We start from the raw sequence: 12,862 nt of genomic DNA on the forward strand, positions 1-12,862 counted from the left end.
GGTTCACTTAAAATGTTCCAGACAATACAGTAGCATTCCCAATGGAATATACATCATACATGACAAGGGTGAAAATTATGCCTTCATCCTATGTACTGTTTTTTTATCTTTTTGTTCCAAAAAAGAATAATGCAATAGTTCCTGGACCAGAATGACTTCCGACAACTGGACCGATATTATTAATTACGATATTCTTAACGGGATATTTTTCTTTAATAAGGCTGCTTAAATATTCTGCATCCTCTAAAGCATCTCCATGACCGATAAAAATAACCTGAGCTTCCGGGTTGGTAATAGTATTCTCCAGATGTTCGAACAGGGAATTGATTGATTTCTTTCTGCCTCTTATTTTTTCCATGGGGATTAAACGTCCCTCATCATCTACATGAAGAACGGGTTTGATATTTAAGGCTGTTCCTATACCGGCACTCAGAGCACTTACTCTTCCGCCTCTTTTCAGATGAAACAGATCGTCCACCGTAAACCAATGGCATAATGTAAGTATATTGTTATCCAGCCAGGCACAGAGTTCTTCCAGGTTCATTCCATCCTCTTTAAGTTTTGCCGCTGTATAGACACAGAGCCCTTCACCGGCAGATGCACATTTGGAATCAAAGCATTTAATAACAGCCTCAGGATATTTCTCTTGCAGCTCTTCTTTTGCTATTAGCGAAGAATTATAGGTTCCGCTCAAGGCAGAGGAAAATGCGATATATAATATGTCCTTGCCTTCTTTGATAACCGGTTCGAACACGGATAAAAAGGTATCCGTATTTATTAAAGAGGTAACCGATTTGCTCCCCAGCTTTAATTTATCATAAAATTCCTTTGGTGCTAATTCCCTTCCATCCGGATAATGAACAAATGCTTTTCCATCAATCTCAAAGCTCATAGGAATAGATAAAATCCCAAGCTCATCAATCATCCCCTGTGCTAAATCTGCTGTTCCGTCTGTTACTATAATATAGTCTCTCATAATGACCTGCCTCTTACCACTGTATAATGCGTATGGCATCCTTTCCCACTCTATTTTCTCCAGCCAGGAGTAAACTACCGGTTTGAAAAATTATCAGGTATGTTAAGACAACCTAACTTTATAGTATTATTTTACCACCATTATTAAGGTATGACAAGTTTGATTCCTATTATGCTAAAGGCTGTCAGTATCAGCGGAAATAGCAGGTGCTGAATTAAGTGAAATATGTGCAAGGCAGTACTAGTGACAGACTTCCTCAAATGCTCATATATATCCCACCAGACTGACTGCAGTTATATGAAATTGAGAGTCTGCTACAGGAGGCAATTTCTCGCAAAAAAAGCCTGTGGCTTCTTTACCGGAAGGTAAAGAAGCACACAAGCTTTCACATTAATTTTATAAGCGTATTACCGTTAGTGAATAAGGCTTTAATTCCAGTCTGACCGCACCATTAACTACTTGCAATCCGGTTGAGACAGGTACCACTTTATCCGGCTCTTCTATTGTATTTCTGTCACCCGGATCAGCAGTGGATAATGTGACAACGGATGCTTGCGGCTTTACTGAAGCTCCGGCCTGTATAACAACTTCTGTCTCTCTGGATTCAGTTCCGGTATTAACAAGCTTAATAATATGCTCTCTGGATTCATCATCATAGCAGACAGTTGCATATAAATCATTCCAGTCACCATCTTTGGCAAATTTAAGAGTCCTGTTTCCCATATTATTGCCGTAGAGCTTCTGCACATAATAGCTTGGGGTGCCGTAAGCTTTCTGATCATCGAACCAGATAAGATCCGGAGACCATTGAGTGTAGTTGATTCTTGCAAAAAGAGGTGCATATGCAGCCAGAGACACTACATCTCCGTTGCGTTCCAGACCGGTCATAAAAGCTGCCTCTGCCAAAGCCGCTTCCATCGTGCTGACTTCCGGTCTGTTCATACCATTCCCAAGGTGAGCAGCGTATTCACCGGCAAAAACCTTGACAGTTCTTGGGTATTCATCATAAAAGTCATCATTCTCAAGAAACCACTTAGGCGGCATATAATAATGCTCGTCTATAACTGCTGTGAAATTGCTGTTCTCTTCTGCTTTCTCTCTAACCCATTTCCAGGCTGCATTGTAAGTGTCAGTATTTACATTAGGTCCTGCAGAGCTTACTAACATAAGGTCCGGATAATATTTGTGAATTTTTTTCTCAAAACACTCGTAACGATAGAAATAATCTACTTCACTGGTTTCCCACTGTTCATTGCCGATTCCCAGATATTCCAGGTTAAAAGGCTCTTTATGTCCCATTTCGATTCTTAAACTTCCCCATCTCGTACTTGCATCACCATTGGCAAATTCAATTAAATCCAGGGCATCCTGTATAAACTCATTAAATTCTTCCGAATCAGAAGCTACTTTCTGGGTTGACTGATATTGGCAGGCCAGTCCTACATTCTGAATGGGAATCGCTTTTGCTCCTAAATATTCACTGAGGAGAAAATATTCATAATATCCAAGTCCGAGTGTCTGGTTATAGTGTGAGTAGGTACTTGTAAAATCATTTTCTTTATTATTGTCATGTACCGCCCAACGGTTCCAGTTGTTTCTTCTATGGATACGCGGACCGACGCTTTCTTTCCACTGGTATCGGTTAGTCAGTTCGTTTCCTTCCACGATACAGCCTCCGGGGAAACGCAGAAAGCCAGGGGTAATGTCTTTTAAATATTGTACCAGATCTGGTCTGAATAAGCCAAGAACGGCGTCCGAAGGCATAAGAGAAAAGAAATCGAATTCTGCCTTTCCTGCTTTTGTAAGGTACACAACAAACTCACCATTTCTTACATCTTCATCGGATTTCAAAGAAAGTGAATACAAAGTCCATTCTTCCTGCACTCCGGCGGTTGTTAAGGCTGAGGCATATACTTTTCCCTGTTGTTTTACCTGAGCCTCTATATTTCCCTGGTATTCTTTTCCTCTGGCATAAAAAGTCAGGTTATACTCTACACCTTTTCTTAAGGTAACACCATCAAATGCTTTATTCGTAAAACCCTGGTTATCACCGCTGGTGGTTACGGTAAGATAATGGGGATTTATTTTGCTGACAGGACTTTCTTCCGAGATTGAAAGGGCCGCTGTATCTTCAGGATATGCTTTCCAACCATATAATCCATCAAAGTTCTGATAATAGGCATCCTTATCACCTCTGCTGTCTAAGAATTCAAAATTGGGGTTTTCCAGCAGTTCTGCATATAATCCCCCATCTGCTCCGTAATTGATATCCTCAAAAAAGAGACCAATCATACCTTTATTAATGTCCACGCCCTTTTCACCGGTTATGGTTAATGAGCTTTTATGCTTACTCATGTACGACCTCCTGAAAATATAATTTCTTTCTCATCTAACATAACCTTTATAGAGCTTTATGTCAATATATAATGAAGTATTTAATTATTAAATAACATAAACAATTGGGCACAACATGCAATATAGTATTTTGCATTACTCTCAAATAAAACAGGAAGCATTCTGTTAGAATTCCCTTAAGAGGTAATCTGAATACTGCCTGTACCGATCCGGGTGCTCCATTTTTAAGACTGTCGTGGGTTTCGGATTCCAGAGTAATATTACATTCATAAAATCCAAACCCAGAATACTTAAAAATGGAGCGGCCAGAACGGAGCAGCAGGTTTTCAGAAGTCCTAACTTAGAGGGGGTAACAAGATGCTTCCTGACAAAGATTCGCTTCTCAAATATTGAGTATAACTACATATTAATATAATTTATCAAGCCTTCAGCCTTAATGATTTTCTGCATGAATTCAGGAAATGGCTGGCCTTTATACTCTGTCTTTTTGGTAAGGTCATATATCTTACCGCTGTCAAAATCAATTTCCACTTCATCACCGGCTTCGATTTCGGCTGCTGCTTCTTTACATTCTATAATAGGCAGACCGATATTTATAGCATTACGATAAAAGATTCTGGCGAAGCTTTCAGCTATTACGCAGCTGATACCTGAAGCTTTTATGGCGATAGGTGCATGCTCTCTGGAGGAACCACAGCCAAAATTCTTATTCGCTACTATAATATCTCCTTTTTCTACTCTTTTTACGAAATCCGGATCTATATCTTCCATACATTTTTGTGCCAGTTCTGCCGGACTGGTGGAATTTAAATATCTGGCAGGTATGATTACGTCTGTATCAACATTATCGCCGTATTTGTGAACACTACCATGTGCTTTCATTTCATACTCCTTTTTCGGGTAATATTTAGTTTACCTGTCTGCTTACGATCTGAATAATTATAAACCTAATTCTTCCGGCCCTGAGATTTTACCGGTAATGGCACTGGCCGCTGCAACTGCCGGGCTTGCAAGATAGATTTCTGATTCCACATGCCCCATCCTGCCGACAAAATTACGATTCGTAGTTGCTACCGCACGTTCTCCCTGAGCAAGAATTCCCATATGTCCTCCAAGACAAGGACCACAGGTTGGAGTACTGACTGCTGCTCCTGCTTTAATAAAAATTGACAGAAGACCTTCTTCCATTGCCTGAAGATAGATAGCCTGGGTTGCCGGGAATACAATCAGCCTCATGCCTTTTTTTACTTTCCTGTCCTTAAGGACTTTGGCTGCAGCCCTTAAATCATCAATTCTTCCATTGGTACAGGAACCGATAATAACCTGATGAATCTCAACTTCTCCTACTTCATCAATGGTTCTGGTATTCTCAGGCAAATGAGGAAACGCGACAGTAGGTCGTATATCAGACAAATTGATGTGATATGTTTTCTCATACTCTGCATCTGAATCAGCTTCATACACTTTGTATTCTTTTACCGAATGCTCCTTCATATAGCTGATGGTCTGTTCATCCACAGGAAAGATGCCATTCTTGGCTCCTGCTTCGATAGCCATATTTGCCATGGTAAAACGGTCATCCATGGTAAGCTTCTTAATACCATCCCCCGTAAACTCCATTGATTTATAAAGGGCTCCGTCTACTCCGATTAGTCCGATGATATGAAGTATTATATCCTTTCCGCTCACCCACTTCTGGGGACAGCCTGTCAGTTGAAATTTTATGGCTGCCGGTACTTTAAACCAAGCTTTACCCGTTGCCATGCCGGCTGCCATATCGGTGCTTCCCACACCGGTGGAAAAAGCTCCGAGAGCGCCGTAGGTACAGGTGTGAGAGTCAGCGCCGATTACAGCTTCCCCAGCAACAACCAAGCCCTTTTCCGGCAGGAGCGCGTGTTCTATTCCCATTTCACCGATTTCAAAATAATTGGTGATATCATGCTCTAATGCAAATTCTCTCAGACATTTGCAATTCTGAGCCGATTTAATATCTTTATTGGGGGTGAAATGATCTGGTACCAATGCTATCTTGTCTTTATGAAATACTTGCTTTTTATTTATTCTTTCCATTTCCTGAATAGCTACCGGGGCTGTAATATCATTTCCCAATACCATGTCAAGATCCGCCTCTATTAATTGCCCTGCCTCCACTTTCTCTAATCCCGCATGGGCTGCCAGAATCTTCTGGGTCATAGTCATTCCCATTTTCATTTCTCCTTTCACCTGTTCGACAGGTATCAAAACCTGCTACAGTAATTCGTTTGTTTATGTACTATAAAGAATTGAACATAATTTTTTGCCTTGTATATTTAAAAAATAAAGTAATTTTTATGCCTGGCAGAAGTACAAAAGCTAGTCTTCAATCTTTCAATCAAAAATCTATCTGATTACTTCTGCTATTAAGTCACCCATTTTATCCGTTCCCACAAGGGTATTTCCGTCTGACATAATGTCAATTGTTCTATAGCCGTCTTTTAAGACTTTTTGCACTGCCTCTTCTATTTGCTTTGCTTCTTCTTCCAGATCAAAGGAATACCTTAAGAGCATTGCTGCTGACAGAATGGTCGCAACCGGATTGGCTTTATTCTGACCGGCAATATCCGGCGCAGAGCCATGACTTGGCTCGTATAATCCAAGCTTTGTCCTGCCAAGGCTTGCAGAGGGCAGCATTCCGATGGAGCCGGTCACCATGCTGGCTTCGTCAGATAAGATATCTCCAAACATGTTCTCAGTAAGAATAACGTCAAACTGTCCGGGATCCTTCACTAACTGCATGGCACAATTATCAACCAGCATATCACTTAATTCTACGTCCGGATAATCTTTGCTGACTTCTTTTACAACCTGTCTCCAGAGTCTGGAGGAATCAATGACATTTGCCTTATCTACACTGCAAAGCTTCTTTCTCCGCTTTCTGGCTGTCTCAAATCCCCATAAAGCTATACGCCTTATTTCTTCTTCATCATAGGTCAGGGTATCATAGGCCTTTCTCAATCCCACTTCCACTACAGTCTTCCTCTCGCCGAAATAAAGCCCGCCGGTTAATTCCCTTACCACAATCAGGTCAAAGCCATCCCCGATAATACTTTCCTTTAGCGGACAGGCATCTTTCAAATCCTCAAACAGCAGTGCCGGTCTTAAATTGGCATATAGGTTCAATCCCTTTCGAATCTTTAACAATCCTGCTTCCGGTCTTAATTCCGGCGGCAGACTGTACCAGTTGGATACTCCTACATTACCGCCCACAGCCCCAAGCAGAACTGCATCACTGTTCCTTGCAGCTTCCAGTGCTTCATCCGTTAAAGGTACACCGTGCACATCAATAGAGGCTCCTCCCATTAAGAGTTCTGTGAAGTTAAATTTATGACCATAGATCTTTCCAATCTTAGCAAGAACCTTTCTGGCTTCTCTGACTATTTCCGGCCCTATGCCGTCTCCCGGAATCACCGCTATGTTGCAATCCATAACTACCTCTTTCCTGAATATTACTATTTCAATTTTTATTATCCCTTTTAGCTTAGAGCATGGCCGAAAGCTTCTTCCACCTTAATTTAGGCTTAACTTTGCGGTATTCTTTGTTCAAATTGGAACGTAGCACTGCTGCCTATCCAACTTTGTCCCCCGTATCCCACAAACCTTAACATCTAAACCGGCGATAACAGTTTTCATATACACTCAAATTAATTAATGGTATTTTAACACAGGTCTTGCTATAATAGAAATACATAATGCGAATACTTACTATAACTTTTAGTTATATAAGTATTTTTTAAACCAGAGCGTTATTGAAGTATCATATAACCCGCAAATGTAATAAACGTAAGGAGGCAACACTTTGGACACTAATCTGACCTTATATCGAATATTTAATTCTGTGGCAGGTACGGGAAATATATCCCGCTCCGCAAAAGAACTCTATATCAGCCAGCCCGCTGTCAGCAAAGCCATACAGACCTTGGAGGAAAGTCTGAATATGACTCTTTTCATCCGCTCTTCAAGAGGTGTAAGACTCACCGGTGAAGGCAGTGTACTGTATGAATACACAAAATCCGCTTTTGATACCCTAAAACAGGCGGAGTTAACCCTTTCCCGTATTCAGGGCCTTGGCATGGGACACATAAGGATTGGAGTAAGCACCACACTGTGCAAATATATCCTGCTGCCTTATCTGAAGCAGTTTGTAATTCAGTATCCTCATATCAAAATAACCATAGAATGCCAGTCAACCTATAAAACTATCGACCTCCTGCGGTCAGGTAAAATAGATGTCGGATTAATCGGTAAGCCTGACAGCTTAAAAGATATGGATTTTTATGAAGTAAGACAGATAGAGGACATTTTTGTTGGCACCAAAACTTATTTAAATAATTTAAGCCTGCAGCTTCAGGAACCCTCCGTCTCTACATTAGATATACTTAAAAATGCCAATGTCATGCTTTTGGACGAGAAAAATATTACCCGCCTCTATGTTGAGGATTACTTCTCCCGTAATAATATAAAAACAAACCAGCTTTTAGAAGTAAGTAATATGGATCTGTTGATCGAATTTGCAAAAATCGGACTTGGAATTTCCTGTGTTATCAAAGAATTTATTGAGGAGGAATTATCAAGAGGAGAATTAATTAATCTGCCTCTAAATCCTCCCCTAAAAAAAAGATCAGTAGGTTTTGCCTACAGTAAAGACTCCTACCTGCCTGATTCACTGAAGCATTTTATTGACTTCTATAAGACCTTGGAGAATTGAATTCCAGTACAGTAGAGTCAGACGGTGCATCGGCTGCATATACTAATATAAATATAGATAGAAAGAACCTCCTATGACTAAATATAATTTCTACTCCGGAACAATTATTTCAATAGAGGACATTCTTCTGGATTCTAGGGATAGCTTAGGCTGTAATAAGCTGTTTACCATTGAGGATCTGGATAGAAACATTATTACCTTCTTAATAACACCTACCACTTATTTTATTGATAATACAACTGCTGTTGAAGGTGATTTTATTACGGGTTTTTATGATGCAAATGCACCGGTTCCCTTAATCTACCCTCCAAGATTTCGTGCTCTTTTCGTAGCTGTCAACCTTGAAGACACCAATGTTAAGGTGGATTATTTCGACAGGAATCTATTAAGCAGCGACGGAACCCTTAAGCTTAATATTGCATCAGATACAACTGTGGTTCTTGAAAACGGCCAGCTTTTTTATCAGCGTCCCTCCAATCATTATCTTATAGTTCTCTACGGCCCCACTACGAGAAGTATACCTGCTATGACGACCCCTTATAGAATTATTGTCCTATGCCGGTAATATAGCTTTTTTCCGTTCAGGGTTTTAAATTCCACTAAAATGGCGGCAGTTGTACCTGACAGTTGAAAGATACCAAACCTTCTGTTAAACGCTTTGATAATTGTTTCCTTCAACCGGGCACAAGTTGCCGCCACTGACTCATAATTCTATTTCAGGTATAAATTTTTTATAATAATCAAAAGCCGAAGGTAAGGAGTATATTTCTTTTATTTCCAGAGGTGATGCCCAAACGGCCTGAGGTTTGTCATTTTCACTGGCAGCTTCATAATTATTTTTTTCTGCTGCGTAATCCTTAAGTCTTATTCTATATCCGGTCATATGCCATTCCACATGGGAGAAAATATGTTTACTGTCTCCTAATGGGACAAGTTCTTCCACCAGATATCCTTCTCCTTCCAGATACTCGCACACTCCATCAGGCGATAATTTGCCTTCTGTTCCTGGCAGTTCATACAAACCTGCCAATAATCCTTTTCCAGGTCTTTTAAACAATACATATTTATTGCCCTGCTCTATAAGAAAAATAGTTCTTTCTACAATCTGTCTCGGTTTTTTATCCTTTTTCACCGGAATTCTGTCTTCCGTATGATTCTTAAAGGCATTGCACAGATGCATCAATGGGCATTTATCGCACAGAGGTTTTCCAACCGGAATACATACGGTAGCTCCAAGCTCCATGATAGCCTGGTTAAAATCCCCCGGTCTGTTCTTTGGCATAATTTCACGTAAATCATTCTCTAACCGATTCTTCACCTTTGTCTCAGTAATATCATCAAAGCTTCCTGCTACCCGCATCATTACCCTGAGTACATTACCGTCAACAGCAGGTTCCGGTATCTGAAAGGCAATAGAGGAGATTGCACCGGCAGTATAGCTCCCGATTCCAGGTAGTCTTAATAATTCGTGATAATCCCCGGGTAATTCCCCTCCATAATCAGAGGTTAATATCCTGGCGGTCTTTTGCAGATTTCTGGCACGATTGTAATAACCGAGTCCCTCCCAAAGCTTAAGCAGCTTCTCCTCTGAAATCTCTGCAAGAGAGGTAATGTCAGGGAGAGCATTAATAAATCTTTCAAAATATGCTTTTACTGCTTCAACTCTGGTCTGCTGAAGCATAATTTCCGATATCCATACATAATAAGGTTTCGGATTCTCTCTCCAGGGAAGTATCCTGGCATTTAATTGATACCAGTCCAATAAGTAATCTATGGTCTGGGAATAATCATATTTCATCACTCTGTAACCTTTCTAAATGCGGTTCTATACAATCTTACTTAAAAGTACTTCATGTGCCTGCTCTGGCAGATTCATTTTCCTTTTGCAGGCTTCATTTTTTCTATCATATAAAAAACGCGCCGGAAAATAACTCCGGCACGTTTGTCTTACTGAGTGATTAGTTGTTGATTAACTTATCCTTATTGGTCCAGCTCATCATCTTACGAAGTTCTGATCCTACCGTCTCTAACTGATGCTCTGATTCTCTTCTTCTCATAGCAAGGAAATTAGTACATCCGATCTGGTTTTCAAGGAGCCAGTTTCTTGCAAAAACACCTTCCTGAATATCTTTTAATACCTGTCTCATGGCGTTCTTGGTATCTTCTGTTATGATCTTTGGCCCAGTGATATAATCTCCGTACTCTGCAGTATTGGAAATAGAGTATCTCATTCCGGCAAAACCGCTCTCATTAATCAAGTCAACAATCAGCTTCATTTCATGTATACATTCAAAGTAGGCACTTTCCGGTTCATAACCTGCTTCTACTAATACTTCAAAACCAGTTTTCATAAGCTGTGTAACACCACCGCAAAGTACAGCCTGCTCACCGAAAAGGTCCGTTTCCGTCTCTTCTCTGAAGGTGGTCTGAAGAACACCCGCTCTGGCACCGCCAATTGCAAGGGCATATGCAAGTCCCATATCATGAGCCTTACCTGTTGCATCCTGAGCTACAGCTATAAGGCAAGGAACTCCCTGGCCTTCCTGATACTGGCTTCTTACCGTATGTCCTGGTCCTTTTGGTGCTATCATAATAACATCAACATCAGAAGGAGGTACTATCTGTCCGAAATGTATTGAAAAACCATGAGCAAACATAAGTACATTTCCTGCCTCCAGGTTAGGTTCAACAGATTCCTTGTAAAGCTTTGCCTGTTTCTCATCATTGATAAGAATCATGATTATGTCGGCTTTTTTAGCTGCTTCTGCTGCTGTATATACTTCAAATCCTGCTGCTTCTGCTTTCTTCCAGGATTTACTACCCTCATAGAGACCCACAATGACATGTACACCGGATTCCTTTGCATTTAGTGCATGAGCATGTCCCTGGCTTCCGTAGCCGATTATAGCTACTGTCTTGCCTTCAAGTAACGATAAGTTGCAATCTTCCTGGTAAAAAATCTTTGCCATATCTTTTTATCCTCCTAATGAAAATATATTATTATTGAAAAAGTGTAACAACACATAAGTGCAACAACACTTTGGAATAATACTAGTCATCCAGATAGTCAGCTATATCTCCCGAACCTCTGGCTAATCCCGTAATACCGGTGCGAACCATTTCTTTAATTGTAAAGCCTTCCAATAATTTAATAAAGGCATCTATCTTGGCTTGATTTCCCGTAAGCTCAATCATCAGGGATTCCATAGCAACATCTACTATTTTGGCACGGAAGATATCAGCTACCGCTATCACCGCCTGTCTCTCTTCTATAGATGCAAGAACCTTTACAAGGATCAATTCTCTGCAAACGGACTCTTCCGGCAATAGTTCTCTTACTTCTCTGACATCCTCAAGCTTTAAGAGCTGCTTTCCTATCTGCTCCAGAATCTGGTCATCTCCGTTTACTACAACTGTCATTCGGGAATACAAAGGATCCTGGGTCACGCCTACTGTAAGGCTGTCTATATTATAACCTCTTCTGCTGAATAAACCGGAGACACGACTTAGTACTCCTGCTGTATTATCCACCAGTATTGACAATACCATCTTCTTCATATTTGCCTCGCATTCCGCCGTCATAGACGGCATAATATCCAAACCGCTTTACAGCAGTAACTTGATACAGCAGCATACTGTATATAAATTGTCTACATTGTAACAATATGAAAATCAAATGTCAATAAAGAAAACCTTAAAAACAGAATTCTACACGAAAACACAGCTAGTAAGAACTGTAAAATCAAGACCTTTTTCCTTACAGACTCTATAATATCAGCATTAATGCAGCATTCCTGACAAAACCGCTTTTTAAAAAACCATAACGGAAACAAAGGAGTCTTCTTACAGCCCAATTTCTTTTCAGCAATTCTGCCATTGCATAAACTTTCATTTTTTTATCGTCAGACAAGGATTCTTTGTATATTTCATAAAATTCCTGTGCCTGCGCTACATTGGAAACAATTACCTTCTTTTGCTCTTTGAGTGTTGCCATCCTCTTCTTCACATATCCGGTAAATTCTTGATTTCCCACTACATTTCCGCCATGCTGTCTATAATAGATAGTCGGATGAGGCAGATAAACAATATGACCGAAAGCAGCACCAAGAATTCCTATCCACCAATCATGATATCTGGCATGTACAGGTAACACTGTAAGTTTTTTCACAAGTGCAGTATTAAACATCATAGTACAGCCGATAAGCTTATTCTCCATAAGAATATTTCCAAAACCAAGCTTTGCGGTATTTAAATGATTGCTCTTATGAAAAGAGGGTGATATTGCACCCAGGTGCTCATCAGCTATTATAGCATCTGTAAATATCACCAAAGGAAGCTTGCAGGAATATTTTTTCTCAAACCTTTTCATTGCCTTTAGTGACTTTTCAATTTTATCCGGCATCCAGACATCATCCTGGTCACAGAACATAAAATATTGATTTACTGCTTCTGTCCCCTCAAAGGACTCCTCCTTGTACCCGGCTGCAAACCTGACACCTTCTAAAAAATTCAGGGTTACTCCTTTATTGGAGGTATTAACAATATAATGAATGCGCTCAGTGTCTTCCTCCACCTGGCTTTTTACTATTTCCGCAGTATTATCGCTGGAACCGTCGTCGAAAATCCAAAGCACCCAATCTTTGTGAGTACTCTCTCTGATGGACATAATCTGTTCCCTGATATATGCCTCTCCGTTATATGCCGCCATTATGATATGAACTCTGTCCAAATCCAGCTCCCATCTGCGTGTTTTGCACGCGTTACAAAATCCTCTAACCTCAATCTGT

General features: G+C 40.4%; 11 protein-coding genes. 2 read left to right on the plus strand and 9 right to left on the minus strand.

The window, feature by feature from the left end; translation table 11 throughout:
• Positions 1–103: 103 nt before the first annotated feature.
• The 5 genes from BR73_RS0120525 to leuB all read right to left on the minus strand — a co-directional run bounded on the left by BR73_RS0120525 (position 104) and on the right by leuB (position 6,796).
• On the minus strand, positions 104–976 hold the full coding sequence (locus BR73_RS0120525) for a DegV family protein (protein ID WP_033167791.1): 873 nt from the start codon (positions 974–976) through the stop codon (positions 104–106).
• A 396-nt stretch (positions 977–1,372) separates the two neighbouring features.
• Positions 1,373–3,331: an alpha-L-arabinofuranosidase C-terminal domain-containing protein gene (locus BR73_RS0120530; protein ID WP_051685448.1), complete on the minus strand. Its 1,959-nt coding sequence runs from the start codon at positions 3,329–3,331 to the stop codon at positions 1,373–1,375.
• Positions 3,332–3,730: 399 nt separating this feature from the next.
• Entirely contained in the window at positions 3,731–4,213 is a 483-nt protein-coding gene (gene leuD, locus BR73_RS0120535) for a 3-isopropylmalate dehydratase small subunit (RefSeq protein WP_033167792.1), read from the minus strand.
• 57 nt (positions 4,214–4,270) lie between these two features.
• Entirely contained in the window at positions 4,271–5,536 is a 1,266-nt protein-coding gene (leuC, locus tag BR73_RS0120540; protein WP_033167793.1) for a 3-isopropylmalate dehydratase large subunit, read from the minus strand.
• A gap of 174 nt (positions 5,537–5,710) precedes the next feature.
• Entirely contained in the window at positions 5,711–6,796 is a 1,086-nt protein-coding gene (leuB, locus tag BR73_RS0120545; protein ID WP_033167794.1) for a 3-isopropylmalate dehydrogenase, read from the minus strand.
• Between the two features lie 370 nt (positions 6,797–7,166).
• On the opposite strand from leuB, the gene BR73_RS0120550 reads away from it, so the two are divergent.
• Positions 7,167–8,075, plus strand: coding sequence for a LysR family transcriptional regulator (locus tag BR73_RS0120550; protein WP_033167795.1), 909 nt, complete (start codon positions 7,167–7,169; stop codon positions 8,073–8,075).
• Positions 8,076–8,148: 73 nt separating this feature from the next.
• Positions 8,149–8,640: a hypothetical protein gene (locus BR73_RS0120555; protein WP_033167796.1), complete on the plus strand. Its 492-nt coding sequence runs from the start codon at positions 8,149–8,151 to the stop codon at positions 8,638–8,640.
• A 138-nt stretch (positions 8,641–8,778) separates the two neighbouring features.
• Here BR73_RS0120555 and mutY read toward each other — a convergent pair whose 3' ends face one another.
• From mutY to BR73_RS0120575, 4 genes are all read right to left on the minus strand, one after another.
• Positions 8,779–9,873, minus strand: a complete 1,095-nt coding sequence (gene mutY / locus BR73_RS0120560; RefSeq protein ID WP_033167797.1) for an A/G-specific adenine glycosylase — start codon at positions 9,871–9,873, stop codon at positions 8,779–8,781.
• A gap of 160 nt (positions 9,874–10,033) precedes the next feature.
• Positions 10,034–11,044, minus strand: a complete 1,011-nt coding sequence (gene ilvC / locus BR73_RS0120565) for a ketol-acid reductoisomerase (RefSeq protein ID WP_033167798.1) — start codon at positions 11,042–11,044, stop codon at positions 10,034–10,036.
• 82 nt (positions 11,045–11,126) lie between these two features.
• Complete coding sequence (gene ilvN / locus BR73_RS0120570) at positions 11,127–11,633, minus strand: acetolactate synthase small subunit (protein WP_033167799.1); 507 nt, start codon at positions 11,631–11,633, stop codon at positions 11,127–11,129.
• Between the two features lie 208 nt (positions 11,634–11,841).
• The gene (locus BR73_RS0120575; protein WP_197032709.1) at positions 11,842–12,804 is read right to left on the minus strand and encodes a glycosyltransferase family 2 protein; all 963 of its coding nucleotides are present in this window, start codon (positions 12,802–12,804) and stop codon (positions 11,842–11,844) included.
• Positions 12,805–12,862 lie beyond the last annotated feature (58 nt).

Source organism: Clostridium sp. KNHs205, from assembly GCF_000702945.1.
GTDB lineage: Bacteria > Bacillota > Clostridia > Lachnospirales > Lachnospiraceae > Anaerocolumna.